Consider the following 21,994-nt stretch of genomic DNA (forward strand, 5'->3'; position numbering starts at 1 on the left):
TCCCGGCCGCCAGCTGCCCCGCCAGGCCGGACACCGTCGGTGCCGCAAACACCGCCCGGATCGGCAGCTCCACGCCCAGCACCGTCCTGATCCGGCTCACCAGCCGGGTGGCCAGCAGCGAGTGCCCGCCCAGGTCGAAGAACGAGTCGGCCACGCCGACCGCGGGCAGGCCCAAGACCTCCGCGAAGAGGCCACACAACACTTCTTCGTGGACCGTACGCGGGGCGCGGCCCGTCATCACCGCGTATTCCGGTGCCGGCAGCGCCGCACGGTCCAGCTTGCCGTTGGCGGTGAACGGCAACCGGTTCACCACCATCACGGCCGCCGGCACCATGTACTCCGGCAGACGTTCGCGCACGTGGGCGCGGAGCACACCCGACAGCTCGCCGACCTCACGCGAGACCGCCGGATCGTTCACCAGCTTGCGCCGGCCGTCCCCCGTGCCCACGAATCCGCCGGCCACCGGGGCCGCGGCCGGCGTCGGAAGGACCACCGCGTCGAAGCACTCCACCGACCCCGGCGACCAGGTCACCACCGTGTCCCAGCCGCGTTCGGCGGCCCACTCCGCGACCTGCTGCGGGTCCAGCGCCGCCCGCTCGCCGACCGGCCCGGCGGCCGACAGCGCCCGCGCCACCGCCACGTCGGCGGCCATCCGGGCGTTGGGTACGCCCGTCACGCGCACCGGGGCATCGATCCGCAGGTCTGCCAGATCGTCGATGTCGTGGCCCCACCGCACGGTCCGTACGCTGTCCAGGACGGTCAGGTCGGCCGGTCGCTTGTGCAGGACCGCCTCGTACCGGTACCGGGTCAGCTCATTGTGCGACCGGCCGGCCTTCAACCGGGTGTCCACTCCGGCGATGACATCGTTTCCCGCCGCGAGCACGTCGAAGAATTCCGGGTCGACGACGAGTTCCTTCTCCACCAGCACGGCATGCTCGACGGCGGCACGAACCACCGAGGGTGGGGCATCCGGCCGGGCGGCCCGTTCCACGACGGCGCCGAGCAACCGCAGGGACCCGGGGTGGCGGACGTCGCCCACCACCAACCGGCCGCCCGGTGCCAGCAAGTCCACCAGTCGCGTGAGGACCCGCGCCAGGTACGCGCCGTCGGGGAAGTACTGCACCACCGAGTTCAGCACCACAGTGTCGAAGAACCCGACCGGCAGCCCGGACATGTCATCGGCCGACTGGCAACGCAACCGGACCCGGGACGACAACCCGGACCGCTCGACCTGGCCGGCCAGGTCCTCGACCACCACGGCCGAGAAGTCCGTGCCCCAGTATGCCTCGCACCGCGGCGCGATCTTCGCCAGCAGCAACCCCGACCCGACGCCGACCTCGAGCACCCGCCGCGGCCCGAAGGCGAGGATCCGCTCGACCGTGGCGTCACGCCATTCCCGCATCTCGTCCAGCGGAATGGGCAACCCTGTGTAGGTGGAGTTCCACCCGACGAAGTTCTCGCCGAAAGCCACACCGTCCGACCCGGAATAAAGCGAGTCGTACAGCTCACGCCACTCCCCGACCTGCTCTCCCTCGTGCGAATCGCCGACGGCGGCGGGGACGACGTAGCCGACGAGGCGCTTGTCGCCGGGCGCGTCCTCACGGGCCACCACGACGGCCTGACTCACCCGGGGATGGTGCGCCAGCACCGCTTCGACCTCGGCGGGCTCCACCCGAAACCCGCGAACCTTCACCTGCTCGTCGACACGACCCACGAACTCCAGCACCCCGCCGCGGATCCACCGCACCACATCGCCCGTGCGATACATCCGCGACCCCGCCGGCCCGAACGGATCCGCCACGAACCGCTGCGCCGTCAACCCCGCGCGGCCCACGTACCCCCGCGCCAGGCCCACACCGGCCACATACAACTCGCCGGCCACGCCGGGCGGCACCAACCCGAGACCCGCGTCCAGCACATACACCCGCATGCCGTCCAACGGCCCGCCGATCGGCACGGCCGAACCCAGCCCGCCCCGCGGCACCGCATAACGGCACGCGAACGTCGTCGTCTCCGTCGGCCCGTACCCGTTGACCACCACCAGATCGGCGCTGACCGACATGACCCGCTCAACCGCCGCCGGGGAAACCACGTCCCCACCGGCCCACAGCCGCCGCACACCCGCCAACGCCCCCGCATGACCTGCGGCTACCAAGGCGAACACCGCGGCGCTCAACCACAAACCCGTCACCCGCTGCTCGGCGACCAACTCCACGAGCGCCTCGAGCTCGGCGTCACCAGTGGGCGAGACCACCAACGTCCCGCCGTTGAGCAACGGCACCCAGAACTCGTACGTCGAGGCGTCGAACAACGGCGAGGAATGGAACAACACCCGTTCGGACGCTTCCACCAGCGACCGGTCCCGCGCCAACGCGACCACCGCAGCGTGCGTCACCGCGACGCCCTTGGGCTCGCCGGTCGAACCAGATGTGTACATCACGTAGGCCACGTTGGACGCCGTCACACCGACCGGCGGAGCCTCATCCGGATACTCCCCGAACCCCCCCGACACCGCCTGCGCATCGAGCACGAAGGCCGGCGCCGCATCAGCCAGCACCCACTGCAACCGATACGCCGGCCACTCCACGTCGATCGGCAGATAGGCCCCACCAGCCTTGGCCACAGCCAGCATCGCCACCACCAGGTCGACCGACCGCGGCAACGCCAACCCCACCAGGACCTCGGGACCCACCCCCTTCTCCACCAGCCGATGCGCCAGCCTGTTCGCCCGCCGATCCACCTCGGCATACGTCAGCTCCGCCGGCCCCGCCACCACCGCCACCGCACCGGGATCCGCAGCGACCCGCTCAGCGAACAACCCCACCAACGTCGCGCCCGCATCCACCGCACAGGCGGCACCGGTTCCGGTAGCCAGCATTCCGGCACGCTCGTCGTCGGTGAGGAGGTCGACCGCGCCGATGCGCCGGTGCGGCTCGGCCACCATCGCGCGCAGCAGTCGCACCCACCGCATCGTCAGGCGGACCACCGTCTCCCGGTCGAACAGGTCGGTGGCGTATTCGACAGTGCCGGCGACGCCGCGGCAGGTGCGGTCCGGCGCGTGCGACTCGGTGAGGCTGAAGAACAGGTCGAACCGGGATGCACCGGCGTTGAGGAACCCTGGGCGCACGTGCAGGCCGTCCAGGTCGAAGGCGGCCGGCGCGACGTTCTGGAGCGCGAACATCACCTGGAACAGCGGGTGATGTGCCGCCGAGCGCTGCGGGTTGAGCAGCTCGACCAGGCATTCGAACGGCACATCCTGGTGTGCGTAGGCGGCCAGGCTGGTGTCGCGTACGCGATCGATGAGCTCCGCGAACGACGGGTCGCCGGCGGTGTTCGCGCGCAGCACCAGCGTGTTGACGAAGAACCCGACCAGCCCGTCCAGTGCTTGATCGGTCCGGTTGGCGATCGCGCCGCCCAGCGGGATGTCGGTGCCCGCGCCCAGCCGGGTCAGCAGGGCCGCCATCGCGGCTTGCAGCACCATGAACACGGTCGCGTCCGAGCGGCGCGCGAGCCTGCTGACGCCCTCGTGCAACTCGGGGTCCAGATCGAAACGCACCTGGTCGCCCCGGTAAGAGTTGACCTTCGGCCGGGGCCGGTCGGTGGGCAGGGTCAGCTGCTCGGGCAGGCCGGCCAACTGGTGGGTCCAGTAGGCGACCTGTCGCGCCAGCAGGCTGTCCGGATCCTCGGCGCGGCCCAGCAGTTCGCGCTGCCAGAGCGTGTAGTCGGCGTACTGCACACTCAGCGCCGGCCACTGCGGCGCCTCGCCTCGCCGACGGGCACGGTACGCGGTCACCAGGTCGTCGGCGAGCGGCCGCATCGACCATCCGTCGCCCGCGATGTGATGCAGGAGGACCAGCAGCACGGCTTCCGTAGCGCCGGTCGTGAACAGCCACGCCCGCACCGGCAACTCGGCGGCCAGGTTGAAGCTGTATCGAGCCGCCGACGACAGCGCGCCGTCCAGGGCCGTACGGTCCACCTGCCGCGCCTCCCAGGCCACCTCGACCGCGGCCGGAGCGAGTACCCGCTGGCAGGGCCGCCCGCCCACCTCGGGGAAGACCGTCCGCAGGGCCTCATGTCGCATCACCACGTCCCGCAGGGCCGGTCGCATCGCCTCCGGGTCCACCTCACCGGAGAGGCTCAGGGCCAGCGGAATGTTGTACGTCGGCGCCTCGCCCGAGATCTTCTGCTGGAACCACAGCCGCTGCTGCGCGAACGACAGCGGTAACGTTTCAGTCTGCGGGCGAGCGCCCAGCGCGAGCCGCACGGGAGCGCCGGCGGCACCTGCGATGTAGTCCGCCAGTGCGGACACGGTCGGCGTCGCGAAGACGACCTGGATCGGCAGCTCCACGCCCAGCGCTGCCCGGACCCGGCCGGCCAGGCTGGTGACCATCAGCGAATGCCCGCCGAGATCGAAGAAGCTGTCGTCCACCCCGACCGCGGAAACGTTGAGGACCTCGGCGAACAGCCCGCACAGCATCTCCTCCACGGGCGTACGCGGCGCCTTGTAGTGGCGGGCGGCCGGCGCGTAGTCCGGGGCCGGCAGCCGCACGCGGTCCACCTTGCCGTTGGCCGTCAGCGGCAACCGGTCCAGCGTCAGCACCGCGGCCGGCACCATGAACGCCGGCAACCGCTCGCCGGCGAACCGTCGCAGTTCCGCGGGCTCGATCGTCCGCCCCGGGGCGGGAACGACGTAACCGACCAGGCGTTTGTCTCCGGGCTCGTCCGCACGCGCCACCACCACCGCCTGGCCGACCCGGGGATGCTGAGCCAGCACCGCCTCGACCTCACCCGGTTCCACCCGGAACCCGCGAACCTTCACCTGCTCGTCGACACGGCCCAGGAACTCCAGCGCACCATCGCGACCCCACCGCACCACGTCGCCGGTGCGGTACATCCGCGACCCCGCCGGCCCCCACGGATCGGCCACGAACCGCTCAGCCGTCAGACCAGCACGGCCCATGTACCCCCGCGCGAGGCCCGCCCCGGCCACGTACAACTCGCCCGCAACACCCGGCGGCACCATGCCGAGCCCACCATCGAGCACATAGACCCGCATGCCGTCCAACGGTCCGCCGATCGGCACCGTCGAGCCGAACGCTCCCCGTCCTACCACATACCGGCACGCGAATGTGGTGGTCTCCGTCGGCCCGTAACCGTTGACCACCACCAGATCCGGGTTGACCGCCGACACCCGCTCGACCGCCGCCGGCGAGACCACATCCCCACCGGCCCACAACCGCCGCACGCCCGCCAACATCTCGGCCTTCTGCGCCGCCACCATCGCGAACACCGCGGCGGTCAACCACAGGCTCGTCACGCGCTGATCGGCGACCACCCGGACCAGGGCTCGTAGATCCGCATCATCGACCGGCGACACGACCACCGTGCCGCCACCCAACAACGGCACCCACAACTCGTACGTCGACGCGTCGAACAGCGGCGACGAATGAAACAACACCCGCTCCGACGCCTCCGCCAGGGACCGGTCCCTGGCCAGCGCCACCACCCCGGCATGCGTCACCGCGACGCCCTTGGGCTCACCCGTCGATCCCGAGGTGTACATCACGTACGCCACGTTGGACGCCGTCACCCCGACCGGCGGAGCGGTCTGCGGGAATCCACCGAACTCCCCCGACAGCACCTCGGCATCGATCACCCACGCCGGCGCCGCGTCCGCCAACATGGATTGCCGCCGATGAGCCGGCGCATCGAGGTCTATCGGCAGATAGGCCCCACCCGCCTTGACCACGGCGAGCATCGCCACCACGAAATCCACCGACCGCGGTAACGCCAGCCCCACCAGGACGTCCGGGCCGACCCCCTTCGCCACCAGCCAGTGCGCCAGCCGATTCGCCCGCACATCCACATCCCGGAACGACAACTGGACCGGCCCTGCCACCACCGCCACCGCATCCGGATCCCGCAGCACCCGCGCCCCGAACAAGCCGGGCAACGTCGCATCCGCGTCCACGGCGGCGCCGGTGCCCCAGGTCAGCAACTGCTCGGCGTCGCCGCCCTGCAGCACGTCCCACTGCCCGACCGGCGCAGCCGGATCAAAGTCCTCCAGCACGCGCAGGAACGTCTCGAGATGACCGGCGAGCGCTTCGGTGCTGTAGTGGTCCGGGTTGGCGTCGAAACGGATCCGGGTGCCGTTGCCCTCGGCATGGTCGACGAACACGATCGAGAGGTCGTCGGTGTATCCGGTTGTCAGGTTGTGGCCGATTGCCCGGCTGCCGGCGAAGTCGAAGTCGTACTCGAAGGTCATGAAGTTGACGTGCGGCCCGAGCAGGCGGTGACGCATCCGGACGAGGCCGAGGTCCCGAACGATGTCCTCGCCGCGATAACGCTGATGCCGCCTGGCCTCGCCGATCTCCGCCTCCACCGCGGCCATCAGCTCGCGCACGGTCATGTCCGGCCGGGCCGGGATACGCAGCGGCACCCAGTTGGATGCCATCCCCGGCACGGTCCGCATCTCGGGACCGGTCTGCCCGACGACGGGCAGCGTCAGCACCACCTCGGGCACCCGGGTCGCCCGGCGGAAGAAGAGGGCCACGGCCGCGGCCAGCAACGACGTGTATCGCACGCCCACGTCGCCGGCCATCGTGCGCAGGCGCTCCGCGGTCGCCTCGGGCAAGGTCGCGAGCCGGCGCACGGGGCTCTTCAGGACGTCGGAGACATCGGGGACGAGCCGGGTAGGGGCGGGCTTGTCGGCGAACCGCTCGCGCCAGTACCGCTGGTCGGCCTCGAATTCGGCCGAGGCGCGGTAGGCGGCGTCCGATGACACGAGCAGATCGACCGAGCGGAAGCGGGACGGGCCCGGGTCCGCGGCGCCGGCCGTGTAGATCTCGGCAACTCGCCGGGCCAGCAGTGTCCAGCTGCGACCGTCCATGACGATGTGGTGATTGCTCAGGTACCAGAAGTGCCGATCGGGCGCCAGCTCGAGCAACGCGTACGAGAACAGGCGATCCTGGGCGAGGTCGACCGGCCTGTCCAGGTCCGCACGCATCCATGCCTCGGCGGCCGCGGCTGGGTCGGGCTCGTCGCTGACATCGACGACCGGCAGGGGCCAGTCGCCGACCGGGTGCGTGTACTGCCACAGTTCACCGCCCTGCTCGAAGAACCGCTGGTGCAGCGCGTCGGTCTCGGACACCGCCCGTCGCAATGCCGCCTCGAAGGCGGGCACGTCCAAGGGGCCGACGATTTCGAGATATTCGGCGATGTGGTAAAGCGCGCTGCCCGGATGCTGCTGCTGGGCCAGCCAGATCTCACGCTGAGCCGACGACACTTTCCTTGCATCCGGACGATTCATCAGCACACCCTCGCGCAAAGTCATGTATTCGGCGCAGGCCAATAGGCAGCTGATATCGAGCAGGCGCCGACGCCATCACAAAATGCGGCAATCCATTCTCGCGGTTGCTTGCAGTGCAAGATCCTCTACGGCGAGAGGCGCGGATCCCCGTGATCCTCATCGATACGTATACATCGACGGTGGAGCAAGCCGACTCTAACTCGAACGGGCGAAGCGGGGCAAGATCCTGGAAAAATGTCTGTTTTGTCAGTTAGGTCGGGCTCTCACCTCCCGTCTGAGGCATTGCCGTAAAGGCCGCGCCAGCGGCGTAGAGCGAATGACCGACGGCCTTAATCACAGCCCGTATTATTTGCACCGTCCCGGCCGCGCCCGCCGCGCTCGAATCGCCGAAAGATAGCAGGCAGCCCCGGATGTCCGCGCAATCCGATCATCAACTACTCGTAGTAAGGTCCTGATCGATACTTGCCCCTACCGCAAAGAGCGTGCGATTATGACTCCGATCGATGAGAGATCATCTCGCCATACTCGCTTCAACAAGTCGGGGGACATATGAGTGCGGCATTCGAATATCGCTGTCCGGCTGGGCACTGTCGTCACGATAGGCAGCGGATCCCCCCGCAGCGATGACCAGGCACGAAAGGACCGCCTCCCGATCACTTCGGCCGGCCCGCCGGTGCGTGATCGCCGTGAGGGATCGCATCGATGTCGACCGCCCCGCCACGTCGCCGTCCCGGCGGCCCGCGCGCTGTCATGCGCCGGACGTGCGCACACCAATCCAGGGAGGCGCCGGATGAAGCGCGTCGGCTTCGTCGAGCTGTCAGTCTTCGAACGCATCACACCGCTGGTCTCCGGCTACCTCCAGTCATACGCGATGACGAGACCGGCGGTCGCGGGCGCCTACGAGTTCAGCGTCTACAGCACGAGCATCAAGACCCCATGGGAGGCGGTCGTCCACGAGGTGCTACGGCTGGAGGCCGACGTCTACGCGTTCAGCTGCTACGTCTGGAACATGGGCCTGGTCAACGAGGTCCGGCGGGCGGTTCGCGCGGCACGGCCCGGCGTGCACATCATCCTCGGCGGACCGCAGGTTATGCGGCAGGCCGCCAGATACCTCGAACCCGGCGACGAGCGCACGGTGGTGTGCAACGGCGAGGGCGAGCAGGCCTTCGCGGACTACCTCACGGCGCTCGCGCAGGGCCAGCCGTCCCTCGCCGACATCGCCGGCCTCAGCTTCCGCCGCAATGCGGAGCTCGTCACCACGGCCGACCGGCCACGCCTGGCGGATCTCAACCTGATCCCGTCGCCCTACCTCAGCGGCATCATCGAGCCCGAGTACAGCGTCGCGATCATGGAGACCAACCGGGGCTGCCCGTACCACTGCGGCTTCTGTTTCTGGGGGGCGGCCACGAACGACCGGGTGTACCGGTTCGACGAGGACCGCATCCGGGCGGAGCTGACCTGGCTGTCGGACAACGACGTCATGTTCCTCTACATCGCCGACGCGAACTGGGGCATGCTCTCCCGCGACATCGACTTCACGAAACACCTCGCCGCTGAGGCACGCCGGACCGGGCTGCCGAGTGTCGTCTACTTCTCGGCGGCGAAGAACAAGCCGCACGCCGTCACCGCCATCACGGAAGTCCTTCAGGACGCCGGCCTGATCGCCACCCAGCCAGTGTCCCTGCAAACCCTGGAACCCGCGTCGCTGCGGACGATCGCGCGGTCCAACATCAAGCTCGCCGCCTTCACCGAGTTGCAGGACGATCTCGCCGCCCGGGGCATCAGTTCGTTCATTGAACTGATCTGGCCCCTGCCCGGCGAGACACTTACGTCCTTCAAGGCGGGAATCAACGACCTGTGCATCCGGCACGCGCAGACGATCATCGCGTATTCCCACCTGTTGCTGCACAATACACCGATCTATCAGAGGCGTGCGGAACTGGGGCTCGCCACCCGCCGGGCAGCCGCGGACGTGGCGGAGGCCGAGATCGTCGTGGCGACCGCCGATGTCAGCGTCGACGAATTCGTCGAGGGCATGTGGTTCTTCTACGCGCTGCACGCGCTGCACAACACACGCTCTCTCGCCGGCACTCTGCGGTACCTGGCGGAGCGCGACGGTGACGCCTACGCCCGGACCTTCTCCGACTTCGCGGATTTCTGGCGGAAGGAATGCGCGGACGACGATCCGATCGTCGATTTCACCCGGCGCTCCATCGACGAGGCCCGGTACTACGACATCGGCAACTACGGCGAACTGATCCACCATGTGCTGCACGAACACCGCGCACTGTTCGACCGCACGCTGCAACAGTTCTCCTGCCGGCAGGAGTGGTGGACGGACGAGACGGCCCGCACGTTGTTCGAGCTTGACCTGCTCAACCGGCCGTACATCTACAGCAACACGCCGAGGGATTTCTTCGGCTACCCGTTTACCACGGTCGACGCGCTCACGACGGCACGAGGATACGTCGTGCGCCTGCGTCAGCCGCCCGGTCCGGAACTGCTGCGCCATCTGCGGATCGCCGACGATGCCGACCTGGGATCCGAGATCCTGGTCGACCACCGCCGCCGGCAGTTCGCGCACATGGCCGACCAGCCGATGGAACACAACGCCAACTACTGCCACGGGATGATTGAGAAAGTCGAGAACATTCTGCCGACCTGGCGCCGTCCCGCCGCGTGAGCCCGACCGGAGGAGGTCACATGAACGTACTCGAGGCGGCGGACATCGAAGCCCTGACCGACCACGATACGTACGCGCTCGTGCCGCGGACACAGGGCGATACCGCGTTCGGGCGGACGTTCACCGACACCGTGTTCTCGATGCACTGGTCACCCGGGCGGAAGTGGCACGACGCCCAGCTGTCCAGGCTGGGGCCGCGGCCCATGCACCCCGGGACGGTGGCCCTGCACTACGGGCAAGTGGTCTTCGAAGGATTGAAGGCGTACCGCCTCGCAGACGGCCGGGTCGGCGTGTTCCGCGTGGACGCGCACGCGCAGCGTTTCTGCCGGTCCGCCGAGCGAATCGGGATGCCGCCGGTCCCCACCGAGCTGTTCTGCGCCGCCGTTCGCCGGCTCGTCCGAGCCGACGAGCGACGGGTGCCCGACGACGAGCGCCTGAGCCTGTATCTGCGGCCGCTGCTGTTCGCGCGGGACGAGTCGCTGGCGCTGCGACCGGCGGACGAGTACGAGTTCCTGGTCATGGCGTTCGTCACGGAGGACTTCTTCGGCACCGTCCGGCGCGCCGTCACGGTATGGATCGACGAGCAGTACTCCCGTGCCGCCCCGCGAGGCACCGGCGCGGTGAAGTACGCCGGAAACTATGCCGCGGCCTATCAGGCCGATCGCGCGGCCGCCGAGAACGGCTGCGATCAGGTCGTGTGGCTCGACGCGGTCGAGCGGCGCTGGGTCGAGGAGCTGGGCGCCATGAACATCTTCTTCGTTCGCGGTACGGGGTCCCGAGCCCGCATCGTGACCCCGCCGCTGACCGGGACGATCCTGCCGGGCATCACCCGCGACTGCGTTCTGACCCTCGGGACCCGGCTGGGGTACGTCGTGGAGGAGGCGCCCGTGTCCGTCGAGGAGTGGACGTCGTGCTGCCGGAGTGGCGAGATCACCGAGACCTTCGCCACCGGCACCGCCGCCGGCGTATGCCCGGTGGGTGAGATCCGGTCGTCGCGGGGCGCGGTCACCGTCGGCGACGGCCAGGGCGGTCCCGTCGCGGCCGCCCTGGCTGAGCAACTACGCCGATACCAGCGTGGACTCGCCGACGACCTGCCATGGGTCTCGGTCGTGCCGCGCTCGCTGGGCGGGCGAGCGGCATGACGACCGCCGGCCCGCTCCGCACGTCGTCGCCGTCACCCGCGTGGGCCGACCTGCCCGATCCGGGCCGGGGCACGGTTGTCGCCCGGCTCCGGTCGTGGGCCGAGGAGCAACCCGACGCGCCCGCGGTCCGCTTCGCCGACGACATCCTCAGCTACCGGGAATTGGACGAGCGGGCCACCGAACTCGCCGTTCGCCTGCGCCGCCGTGGGGTCGGCGCCGAGTCGCCGGTCGCCGTCCTGGTGGAACGCGGGCCGGCGCTGACCGTGGCGATCCTCGCGGTCCTGAAGGCCGGCGGGTGCTACGTCCCGGTCCTGCCCGGCTTTCCGCCTGCCACGCTCGCCGGGCTGGTGACTCGGCTCCACCCGCCGGTGATCCTGGTCGACGACCCGGCGCGCGGCGTCGCCCTCCCGCACGGCCCCCACGTCGTCACCGTCGGCGCCGTGGACGACGAGCCCGTGCCCGGCACGGCCGCCGTAGCACCCGCCCCGCCACGGCTGTTCCCCGAGCAGCTGGCCTGTGTGCTCTTCACGTCCGGGTCGACCGGCGAGCCGAAGGGTGTCGCGGTCACACACGGCGACATCGTCGCGCTGGCCGCCGACCCGTCGTGGCGGCCGGCAGCGCTGCGCCGGGTGCTGGTGCACTCGCCGCACGCCTGGGACGCGATGACGCTGGAGGTCTGGGTCCCGCTGCTCAACGGCCGCGAGGTGCTCATCGCCCCGCCCGGTCCGCTGGACATCGACCGCTACGCCGAGTTGCTGGGCGCGGGGCGGGTGAGCGGCCTGTGGATCACCGCGGGGCTGTTCGCGCTCCTGGCGGAGGAGAACCCGGCCTGCTTCGCCGGGCTGGTGGAGGTGTGGACGGGCGGTGACGTCGTATCGCCCAGAGCGGTGGCCCGGGTGGCCGCGCGGTGCCCGCAGGTACGCATCGCCAACGGTTACGGCCCCAGCGAGACCACCGTCTTCGCAACCCGCCACGACATCCGCCCAGGTCATGACTATTCCGGGGTGGTGCCCATCGGCCGGCCGCTCGCCGGCATGAACGCCCATGTGCTCGACGACGCCCTCCGCCCGGTCGCGACCGGGATCGCCGGGGAACTGTACGTGTCCGGTCCGGGTGTGGTCCGCGGCTACCACAGCTCGCCCGGCGAGACCGCCGCTCGCTTCGTGCCCGACCCGTTCGCCGCCGACGGGACCCGCATGTACCGCACGGGCGACATCGTCCGGTGCAACGCCGACGGCGAGTTCGAGTTCGTCGGCCGCGCCGACGACCAGGTGAAGATCCGCGGTCACCGGGTGGAGACAGGCGAGGTCGAGGTCGTCCTCGGCCGGCACCCGGCCGTCGCGCGCTGCGTCGTGGTGGCCCGGGACGACGGCACCGGCGACAAGCGCCTGCTGGCGTACGTGCTCCCAGCTGAGGGCGACGGGACGAGACCGGCGGCGTTGCGTGACCACCTGGCGCGGATGCTTCCCGGCCACATGGTGCCCGACGCCGTGACAACCGTGGCGTCGATCCCGCTGACCCGCAACGGCAAGGTGGACCGTGCCGCGCTGCCGGACATGCCGCGCTCGGCGGGCTCTTCCGCCGGCGCGGGGGCGCAACCGGGCTCTTCCGCCAGCGCGATGGTCGACCGGCTGTGCCAGGTGTTCGCCGAGGCATTGGGCGTGCCCCGGCTTTCTCCCGACGACAACTTCTTCGAGCTCGGCGGTCACTCGCTCATCGCTGTGCGCCTGGTACGCCGGCTTCGCGAGAAGGAGGGCATCGAGCTGACCATCCAGCAGTTCCTCGAGGGCCCCACGGTGGCGGACGTGCTCGCACGGCAGCGGGTGAGCCCGTGAGCTGGTTCCCTCGTCCGGACCCCTCGGCCGAGCACCGGCTGTTCTGCCTGCCGCACGGCGGCGGCAGCGCCTCCGTCTACCGCACCTGGCGGCGGGACCTGGCCCCGGTGATCGACGTGGTGCCGGCCCAACTGCCCGGCCGCGAAACCCGGTACGCCGAACCGGCGATGACCTCGGCCGACGCGCTGGTCACGGCGATGATCGACCCGCTGCTGGCCGGCACGCCCGCGTCGTTCGCCCTCTTCGGGCACAGCATGGGCGCCCTGCTCGCCTACGAGGTGGCGGCTGCCACGGTCGCCCGGGGCAGGCCCCCCGTCAGGCTGTTCGTCTCGGGGCACCACCCGCCGCACTTGCCCAGTCCCACCCGCGAGCTGCACGGCCTGGCGGACGAGGATTTCATCGCCGCGCTGCTCTCGTACGGCGGCATCCCCGAGGAGCTGCTGGAGGACCCCGACATGGTCGCCTACCTCCTGCCGATCTTCAGGGCCGACTTCGCGGTCTGCGAGAGCTACCGGCATCCCCGCCGGCGACCGCTGCCGGTGCCGGTCACCGTGCTGGCCGGCAGGGCCGACCCTGCCGTGGACGTGGCGCAGCTGCCCCGGTGGGCCGAGCTGACGACGGCGGAGACCACCGTACGGCTCTTCGAGGGCGGCCACTTCTACCACCTCGGCGAGGAGTCCGACGCGGTCCTCAAGACAATCGTCACGGATCTCACCGCAACCTCGTGAGTGCCGCACACGATGCGGCTGCTCGACGGGCCCGCTCATGACACACCTCAGCCCTCAGCAGGTGTTGGGGTCAGGCTGCTCGGGTGGCGGGTTGGCCCCATCGTCGTTGGCGTTCGCTACGGATGCGGGCGCGTTCGCGTCGTTGGGCGGCCAGGACGTCGGGGTGGCGGGCGTTGGCGTTGCGCCAGCGCAGGTAGGACTGCAGCCGACGGGCCAGGACGGTGTGGTTGGGGTGGTTCGAGCCGGCGATCACGAAGGTGCTTAGCGGCCCGAACTGGGCCTCGATCGGGTTGGCCCAGGAGACGTAGGTCGGGGTGAAGCAGAGTTCGACCTTGTTCCGGGCTGCCCGGCTTTGCGTAGCTTGGCGGCCGTAAGTCTCTCGTCACGGCATCGCATTTGATACACAGCGCGGGTGCCATCGTGGCGAGTGCCGTACACGTCAATCCCATCCTGGGTGTCCCCCGAGCCCCCATAGATCCTGGCGTCGCGGAGCGCGTCCAGCCGGTCGACGGCCTCCAGCCCGAACCCCTCGAACCCGGTCCCCCCGCGGTCCAGTAACGGCAGATACCTGCCGTTGACGCCGGTGGGCGGCAGCGGAAAAGATGCGGGCGGACGGACGATCTGTTCGCGGGCGATCTCACATCCGGGGGCACCCGGGACAGCATCGCTACGGTGCGCGGCCACCTGCACACTCTAGAGTCGCTCGCGGTGGAACCGATCCCTGGCCCGCCCGGTGCGAGTCAAGCAGCTTGACAAGCGGGTTGCCTTTCCCGACGCCCGTACCGGACACGCGGGCGTGCGCCGCGGTGAGCCTGAGCGTCGAACGGACCCTCGGACAGGACGTCGGGTTCGGACTCCGGCAGCTGACCGACATCGTGGAACGTGCCCTTTCCCCCGGATTCAACGACACCACCACCCGCGGTTCGCAGCGTTCAGGAGATGCACGACCCGCTGCGGCGCCTGGCCGGCCGTCGGGGGCACCGCCTGCTCGTCGACGATCCCGACGGCACACCGTGCGTACGGACGCGGGCGCAGGACTTCGACAGTTTCCTCGCGGTCACGGTCGACGACGTCCGGCGGGCGGGACGTGACCAGCCGCGGATCACCCTTTTCCTCGACGACGTGCTCGCCGACCTGCATTCCGTGGCGCTGCCGGAATACCTGCCCGACATCACCCGCAGGACCGATAGCCGGCAGGCATGAGTCGGCGGTGACAGGGGAGGCGGCCGGCACAGGCCCGCGCCACAGGCGTAGCGACGGGAGTGAGTGCCATGACGGCGTCCAGCGAACCGGCCCGCAGGGCCGGCGCCTCGAACCCCGCCAGCCGAACCGGTACGACGGCCAAGCCCAGCGCAGCCGGAGCGCTCGCACTCGTGTTCTTCGTGGCCGGACTGATCAGCGTGCTCACCGTGATTCTCGCCTGGATCGGCGTGGTCCTCGCCATCGTGGGCATCGTCCTGGGCATCGTGGGACTCAAGATGGCGCTGCGACCGGGAGTGACCGGCCGCAGCGTGGCGATCAGGGCTCTTCGAAGTTGAGCGGGGTTGGCGGGTGACGGCGACCCGGATGTAGAGCGCTCGCAGCTCATCGGTGATCATCTGAGTGTCGAGTTCGGATGGTCACAAGTGAAGAGCTGCGAGCATGGTCAACGATACGACCCGGCTGTTGGGGCTGAACGGCCTGGTGGTCGAGCGGGTTGAGGTGGACGCCACCGGTGTCCCGGTGGTGGACTTGTCCACGGGTTGTGAGCAGGCGCGATGCTGCCCGAAGTGCGGGCAGTCGGCGGCCCGTGTGAAGCAGTGGACGACGACCCGGCCGCGGGATCTGCCGGTCGGCGGGCGGCCGGTGCGGCTGCGCTGGCGTAAACGACGCTGGTACTGCCCGACGCCGGCCTGTCCGCGTAAGTCGTTCACCGAGCAGGGTTGCGCAGGTCCCGGCTCGTGCCCGGTTGACTATGCGGTTGCGGCAGGCGGCGGGGGCGGCGGTCGCCGACGGCGGCCGCACGATCGTGCAGTCGGCCCGCGATCACGGCATCTCCTGGCCGATCGTCGCCGACGCGTTCACCACCCACGCGGACAGCGTGCTGCCGCACGAGCCGGAGCCGGTCGCGGTGCTCGGCATCGACGAGGTCCGGCGAGGAAAGCCGCACTGGATCTGGGACGCCCAGGCCGGCTCCTGGACGGTCACGGCGGATCGCTGGCACGTCGGGTTCTGCGATCTGTCCGGCGGACAGGGGCTGCTCGCCCAGGTCGAAGGACGCACCACCGCCGCGGTCACCGGCTGGCTCGCCGCTCGCCGACCGGCCTGGCGCGAGCAGATCCAAGCGGTGGCGATCGACATGTGCACCGTGTTCAAGGCCGCGATCCGGCAGGTGCTGCCGCACGCGCTGCTGGTCGTCGACCATTTCCACGTCGTGCAGTTGGCCAACCGGGCCGGCACCGAGGTCCGCCACCGGGTCACGCTCACCCAGCGCGGACGTCGTGGCCGCGGCACCGACCCGGAATGGCGGATGCGTAACCGGCTGACCCGCTCAGCTGCGCGGATGCCCGGCAAGCACGTCGACCGCCTGGTCGACACCCTCGAGGCGCTGCCCGCCACGATCGGCGTCCCGATCCTCGCCGCGTGGAACGCCAAGGAAGACCTGCTCGACCTCCTCGCGACCGCCCGCACCCAACCCGACCGGGAACACGTCCACCGACTGCTGCACCGCTTCTACACCCGCTGCGCCGCCACCGACCTGCCCGAGCTGCACCGGCTCGCCACCACCATCGAAACCTGGTGGCCACAGATCCACGCATTCCTGCGCACCGGGATCACCAACGCCGGATCGGAAGGCACCAACCGAGTCATCAAGACCGTCGCCCGCGACGCCTACGGCTTCCGCAACCCCGAAAACCAGCGACTACGTACCCGTACCGCCACCACCCGCCGTCACCGCGGACACCTCAACCCCGCTTAACTTCGAAGAGCCGCGATCAGCTGACTGGTGCTCAGCGTCGTCGCCCTGCTGCTGGGGTTGGCACTCGGCGCGAGCATCACCACGTACCTCAACAACGGCGCGGTGGACCGGCTCCAGCAGCAGGTCGACGACCTGCGTGACCGGCTCGACCGCTAATACTCCACCCGCGCCTGATGGAGTTGGAATCTTCGCTGGTAGTGAACTGTCGCCATCATCGGCACCTTGCGGTCAACTCACGATGCCCGAACACTTCGCTCGGGCACGCTCTGCGACCGGCCTGACCACCACCGCTTCACAGGCTATGTGCCCAACGATCTTCGGTGGTCATACGTAGACACAGCGGAAGCTCGCCTACCCAGCCCTCATCGACAATTGACCGACGGCCAGCGCCGCGAACCTTCTCCGGGCTGCCTGGAGGGAAACACACGAGGCGACACCCGCGCCGGCGGACTGCTTGTCCGACTCGACTGCGAAGATCCTTCGTAGAAATATCGGCGTGTCGAACAACCAGCGTGACGATCTCGAGGATCCCCTGACTCGATGGCTCAACGGGCAGCCGCAGGCCAACCCGCAGCTGCCTACCCAACGGCGGCGTGGTCTGCGGTTTGCGTTCTACGGTCGGATGTCGACGGTCGAGCACCAGGACCGGGTGACCTCCCGGCACTGGCAACGGGACTGCGCCACTGAGCTCGTCGCCGCTCACGGGGTGATCGTCGCCGAGTACTTCGATGTCGGCTGCTCTCGACGCCGCAATTGGCGGCAGCGTCCGCAGGCCGCCGCGCTGCTGGCCGCGCTCGACGATCCAGATCGCGGGTTCGACGCGATCGTGGTCGGCGAGTACGAGCGGGCGTTCTCCGCCAATCAGCTGCAGCACCTGGCTCCCGTGCTTGAACAGCACGCTGTGCAGCTGTGGCTGCCCGAGACGGACGGGCCTGTCGATCACCACAACCCGACCCACCAGGCGCTGATCCTGATGCTGGGCACCCAGTCGAAACGCGAGGTTCAGCGCGCCCGGTTCCGGGTCGTCACGGCGATGCGGGCCCAAGCGCGGGAGCAGGGACGGTATCTCGGAGGCCGGCCGCCCTACGGCTATCGACTCGCGGACGCCGGCCCTCATCCAAACGCCGCCCAAGCGCGATGGGGTCGCCGGCTTCAACGCCTCGAACCGGATCCGGCCACGGCCGGACACGTGCGGTGGATGTTCGCTCAACGCCTGGATGGCCAGAGTCTCGCCAGCCTGGCGCGCGCACTCATCGACGCCGGCATACCGTGCCCGTCTGGCGTCGATCCCGACCGCAATCCACACCGCAGTGGCGACCGGTGGACCCTACGAACGGTCGCGGCGATACTCGCCAACCCTCGCTACACGGGCCGGCAGGTCTGGAACCGGCAACCCGCACACACCGACGCCGACGCTAGCCGCTCGGAGCGAGAACCGATCCGACGGAACCCGACCGTGGACTGGGTGGTCTCCAAGCAACAGGCCCACACCGCACTGGTCAGCGAACAGGACTTCGTCGCCGCCCAAACCATCCGCTCCCACCGCAGCGCCCACGACGGCACCACCCGCCGCTACCTCTTCACCGGCCTACTGCGCTGCGGACCATGCGGCCGAAGATTGGAATCTCACTGGATCAACCGACGCCCCGGCTATCGATGCCGCCACGGCCACACCAGCACCCAACAGCCCATTAATCACCGGCGCAGGATCCTCTACCTCAGGGAGGACCACCTCATCGCAAGACTCGCCGACCATCCCCGCCTCCCCAGCGGGATCCAGACTCCACATGACCTGGTCGCACTCCTGCACAAGAGGAAGATCACCATCGTCTGCGACCAGGAGCATTGCACACCAACCACAGAAAGATCCGCGCAGGCCAACCTGCGCGGATCATGATCAATATGTGGTAATGATGTGTCCGAGGGGGGACTTGAACCCCCACGCCCTATACGGGCACTAGCACCTCAAGCTAGCGCGTCTGCCATTCCGCCACCCGGACCTACACGTTCAGCCTACCTCGCCGACCAGATGATCTTTCCATCCGGGTTCAGCACGGCGGGCCGCACGGGGAGTTACTGTACACGCCGCTGGTGGATCATGCACATCGCCTTCCGGTGCCTCTTCCCCGGCGCTTCCGCCGCTGCTCAAGCCGCCTCAAAACGCCCGCACCGACACACCTTCGGGGCGTGTCCGGGTAGCGTCCGGCGGCCCTCTGCCGGCAGCATTGCCCCGTGTCCCATCCCTCCCCCTTGGCGGCCGCCCAGCACCGAGCCCTCGCCCTGCGCGCCGCGGGCGATCTCAGCGCCGCCCGGCACCTGCTCGCGGGGGCCGTCGAGTCCGCTCCCCCGCCGTACGGCGTCGATCATCCCGAGGTGCTGCACACCGCGCATCTGCTGGCCCGGCTGCACCGGGAGGGGGACGACCCGCTCACCGCCCGCCGGGTGTTGGAGGAGGCGTTCGCGGCGGGTGAGCGGCGCTGGGAGCACTCCGACCCGCTGATGCTCGCGCTCGCCTTCGAGCTGGCCGAGGTGTCGGAGGAGCTCGGTAACCGGCACGAGGCCCGCCGCAACTACACCCGGGTCGCCACGGCTGGGCCCGCCGCGCTCGGGGAGAACCACCCGGCGGTACGCGCCGCCCGCGATTATCTGGGCCCGTCCCCGTCGACTCCGGGCGAGCAACACCCGACGCCCGGTTCGGCCGCGACGACCGAATCGGGTGCCCGGTCGGCGCTCTCCGGTCCCACCCTGTCGCTGGCGACCCTCGCCGCCATGCGACCTTCCGCCAGCGGCCAGCCGCCCGCCGTGTCACCCTGGGCACCGCCGCAACCGCCGGCCCCGCCCCCACCAGACCCTTCGGCGGTACGCGCACCAGCCACACCCCCGTTGCCGAGCAATGCCACTGCCGCACCGGTTCCAGCCCTTCGGGCGACTAGCGTTCCGGCGGCGGCTTCCTCGGTCGCGGCAGCGCAGCCCGGTCCCCAGACGGCCGCACCCGGACCTGTGATGCCGCAGCGCCCGCGCGCCGAAGCGCCACCGTCGACGAATGCGATGTCGCTCGGCTCACGGGTGAGCGGGCTCCCTCCTGCGAGTGCGCGACCGCCGATCCAGCACGCCGACCAGCACCCACCCGAGCGCGCGGTGCCGCCGCGTCAACGCACCAACGCGCAACCGCCTGGACCGGTGCGACCGGGTGTCGACCCGCAATCACACCAAGCCGCGACGCCGCCCGGTCAGCACCCCGCCGAGCAACCGCCCCGGCCGGCGGTCGATCCGATGCCCCGGCCCAGGGCTGAGGGCCCGCCGGCAGGGCAGGGACCCTCGCACCGGCCTCCGTCCGGGCCAGCCGTGGCACCGCGCCAGCGGGCAGGCGACCAGGCGGCCAACGTGCCGCCCCCGCCCTCGGCCCCAACCGCCCCGGCGCCGAGCGCCCCACCGGTAACACCGGCGGCGCCGGCACCTCGTTGGGACAACCCCACCATCCAGGTACGGCAGATCGAGCCGCTGCTCGCCGAGGAGGCCGCCCGAGCCGCCGCCCGGCCATCCACGTCACCCGAATCGCACAATGTGTCCGCCGACGCGGCGACATCATCGGGCAGGCCCACGCTGCCCGGCGAGCGTCCGGGGCCGGCGTACCCGGTGAGCGGACCACCGGCCCAGCCCGTCAACGCACCGCTGGTGACCCCGCATCCGATCTCCGCGCCCCCCAGCGAGCCGTACCCGGTCTCCGGACCACCAGCCCAGCCATACCCGGTCTCCGCACCACCCGGCTACGGCCCACCCGTCTCCGCACCACCCGGCTACGGCCCACCCGTCTCCGCACCACCCGGACACACCTACCCGGTGTCCGCGCCGCCGGGCTACGGCCCACCCGTCTCCGCGCCGCCGGGCTACGGTCCACCCGTCTCCGCACCACCCGGCTACGGTCCACCCGTCTCCGCACCACCCGGACACACCTACCCGGTGTCTGCACCGCCTGGTTTCGGGCCACCGGTCTCCGGGCTGCCCTACGGACCGCCCGTCTCCGCGCCTCCGGTGAGCGCACCACCCGTACCGCCGTGGGGGTTGACCGCACCGCCCTGGAGCAGCAGCGCCCCACCGCAGCCCCTGCCCACTCCGGCTGCCGACCCCACCGACCAGACCACGACGCCGACGCCCACGGAGGGGCAGGCCGTCACCGCCGGGCAGACCACAACGGCTGGGCAGGCCGCAACGGCCGGGCCGACCATGGTGGATGCGGGCGGCACCGGTGCGGGCGGCGACTCCGGGCTGGGCATCCTCGACGTCCCGGTGGTGCCGACCGAGCAGGCGCGTAGCGCGCTGTCCGACCAGACCGTGGTAATCCCGTCCGTGCCGTCGCGGGGCGGCCCGGCCGCAGGTGAGGTCGGTCCGGGCTGGCCCGCCGCCCAGCCCGCCCCGACTGCCGCCCAGGCGAACTCCACGCCGGCGAGCCCCACTGCTGCTCAGGCGAGCGTCACCGCCGTCCAGGCGGACCCGAGCCGCGCTCAGGCAAGCTCCGTGGCGCAGCCGGTCTGGTCACCGGGCGTCGACCCAGCACTCGCCCCACCAGCCGCATCGCCGGCGGTGCAGCAGTACCACCACCAGGCGCCCCACCAGCCGTATCCGGTCCAGGAGCAGCACCCGAACCAGGCGTTGTACCCGGGCCAGCAGTACCACCCGGCACCGGACGCGTACCGGCCGGCGTACGCCGATGATGGTGGGTCGAAGGGCCGCAACCGGGCGGCGGTGATCGGCGCGGTCGCGGCGGCCGGGGTGGCCGTCGTGGCGGTGGTCGGCCTCGGTGCGGTGGTGCTGACCCGCGACGATCCGCCGCCGGCCGGGACCGCGCCGACGGCGGCGGCCCCGGCGTCGACGGCGGCCGGGCCCGCGCCGGGCGACCTGAGGTTGCGCGACGATTCGGCCACGATCACGTTGACCTGGACCGATCCGACCGGCGGTGCGGTGCCGTTCATGGTCGCCGCCGGCCGGGCCGGGCAGGCGCTGGGCGTGATCGCCACGGTGGACCCGGGCCGGACGAGTTACACGGTCAACGGGTTGAACTCCCGGGTTGATCACTGTTTCACCGTGTTGGCGGTCTATTCGACTGACAGCTTTGCGACTTCGGGGCAGGTCTGCACCGCGCGGGAGCGCGGAGGCGCGCCGAGCGGGGAACCGTCGGAGCGACCGTCGCCGCGCTGAAGTCGAGGGGAACCACGCCGGGCGGCGCCGGCAACCGGGGTGAGCTGGGCGTCCACACCGCACACGCTCGGTATCCACAGGGGTGACGGTGCGGGTTCCCCCGTCACCACCAGCACCATATGATGGCACCCGGCTCAGGGGA

The 21,994-nt window shown here is 70.3% G+C and carries 10 protein-coding genes, 1 tRNA gene and 3 pseudogenes (1 of these 14 only partly in view); 11 read left to right on the plus strand and 3 right to left on the minus strand.

Translation table 11 applies throughout. From position 1 onward, the window contains the following. Positions 1-7,309, minus strand: the 5' end (the start) of a protein-coding gene (locus tag EV382_RS14795) for a non-ribosomal peptide synthase/polyketide synthase (RefSeq protein WP_165435797.1). The gene continues 10,505 nt to the left of window position 1, outside the view; 7,309 of the gene's 17,814 nt are visible here — the first part of the coding sequence; its start codon is at positions 7,307-7,309; its stop codon lies off the left edge, out of view. 871 nt (positions 7,310-8,180) lie between these two features. Here EV382_RS14795 and EV382_RS14800 point away from each other — a divergent pair. The 4 genes from EV382_RS14800 to EV382_RS14815 are packed head-to-tail and all read left to right on the plus strand — an operon-like array spanning position 8,181 to position 13,697. Continuing rightward, positions 8,181-9,992: a cobalamin-dependent protein gene (locus tag EV382_RS14800; protein WP_244236951.1), complete on the plus strand. Its 1,812-nt coding sequence runs from the start codon at positions 8,181-8,183 to the stop codon at positions 9,990-9,992. A gap of 20 nt (positions 9,993-10,012) precedes the next feature. Then, positions 10,013-11,134, plus strand: a complete 1,122-nt coding sequence (locus EV382_RS14805; RefSeq protein WP_130402401.1) for a branched-chain amino acid aminotransferase — start codon at positions 10,013-10,015, stop codon at positions 11,132-11,134. Beyond that, the gene (locus EV382_RS14810) at positions 11,089-12,969 is read left to right on the plus strand and encodes a non-ribosomal peptide synthetase (RefSeq protein ID WP_130402403.1); all 1,881 of its coding nucleotides are present in this window, start codon (positions 11,089-11,091) and stop codon (positions 12,967-12,969) included. The genes EV382_RS14805 and EV382_RS14810 overlap by 46 nt, the downstream gene beginning before the upstream one ends. Next, positions 12,966-13,697, plus strand: a complete 732-nt coding sequence (locus EV382_RS14815) for a thioesterase II family protein (RefSeq protein ID WP_130402405.1) — start codon at positions 12,966-12,968, stop codon at positions 13,695-13,697. Before EV382_RS14810 ends, EV382_RS14815 begins: the two co-directional genes overlap by 4 nt. A gap of 70 nt (positions 13,698-13,767) precedes the next feature. Here the strand turns inward: EV382_RS14815 and EV382_RS33880 are convergent. Further along, positions 13,768-14,043, minus strand: a pseudogene (locus EV382_RS33880) (IS630 family transposase); the annotation flags it as partial. Positions 14,044-14,299: 256 nt separating this feature from the next. Here EV382_RS33880 and EV382_RS33470 point away from each other — a divergent pair. The 6 genes and pseudogenes from EV382_RS33470 to EV382_RS14840 all read left to right on the plus strand — a co-directional run. Next, positions 14,300-14,602: pseudogene (locus EV382_RS33470) on the plus strand (DUF2254 family protein); the annotation flags it as partial. A gap of 34 nt (positions 14,603-14,636) precedes the next feature. Continuing rightward, positions 14,637-14,900, plus strand: coding sequence for a DUF2254 domain-containing protein (locus tag EV382_RS33475; protein ID WP_165435684.1), 264 nt, complete (start codon positions 14,637-14,639; stop codon positions 14,898-14,900). A 68-nt stretch (positions 14,901-14,968) separates the two neighbouring features. Beyond that, complete coding sequence (locus tag EV382_RS14830; RefSeq protein ID WP_244236698.1) at positions 14,969-15,235, plus strand: hypothetical protein; 267 nt, start codon at positions 14,969-14,971, stop codon at positions 15,233-15,235. Between the two features lie 103 nt (positions 15,236-15,338). Continuing rightward, positions 15,339-16,656 (plus strand): annotated as a pseudogene (locus tag EV382_RS14835) (ISL3 family transposase). Between the two features lie 27 nt (positions 16,657-16,683). Then, a complete protein-coding gene (locus EV382_RS33815; RefSeq protein WP_279636475.1) occupies positions 16,684-16,812 on the plus strand; it encodes a hypothetical protein in 129 nt (42 codons plus the stop codon). A 340-nt stretch (positions 16,813-17,152) separates the two neighbouring features. Beyond that, a complete protein-coding gene (locus tag EV382_RS14840) occupies positions 17,153-18,553 on the plus strand; it encodes a recombinase family protein (RefSeq protein WP_130402407.1) in 1,401 nt (466 codons plus the stop codon). A gap of 19 nt (positions 18,554-18,572) precedes the next feature. Here the strand turns inward: EV382_RS14840 and EV382_RS14845 are convergent. Beyond that, a tRNA-Leu gene (locus EV382_RS14845) sits at positions 18,573-18,656 on the minus strand. Between the two features lie 232 nt (positions 18,657-18,888). On the opposite strand from EV382_RS14845, the gene EV382_RS33885 reads away from it, so the two are divergent. Continuing rightward, positions 18,889-21,852, plus strand: coding sequence for a hypothetical protein (locus EV382_RS33885; protein WP_341870161.1), 2,964 nt, complete (start codon positions 18,889-18,891; stop codon positions 21,850-21,852). Positions 21,853-21,994: the final 142 nt, after the last annotated feature.

It is taken from the genome of Micromonospora violae (assembly GCF_004217135.1).
GTDB classification, from domain to species: domain Bacteria; phylum Actinomycetota; class Actinomycetes; order Mycobacteriales; family Micromonosporaceae; genus Micromonospora; species Micromonospora violae.

Coding starts and splice junctions, on each gene's coding strand:
- EV382_RS14800 (WP_244236951.1), top strand. CDS start 8,181: ATGACGAGACCGGCGGTCGCGGGCGCCTACGAGTTCAGCGTCTACAGC.
- EV382_RS14810 (WP_130402403.1), top strand. CDS start 11,089: ATGGGTCTCGGTCGTGCCGCGCTCGCTGGGCGGGCGAGCGGCATGACG.
- EV382_RS14805 (WP_130402401.1), top strand. CDS start 10,013: ATGAACGTACTCGAGGCGGCGGACATCGAAGCCCTGACCGACCACGAT.
- EV382_RS14830 (WP_244236698.1), top strand. CDS start 14,969: ATGACGGCGTCCAGCGAACCGGCCCGCAGGGCCGGCGCCTCGAACCCC.
- EV382_RS33475 (WP_165435684.1), top strand. CDS start 14,637: ATGCACGACCCGCTGCGGCGCCTGGCCGGCCGTCGGGGGCACCGCCTG.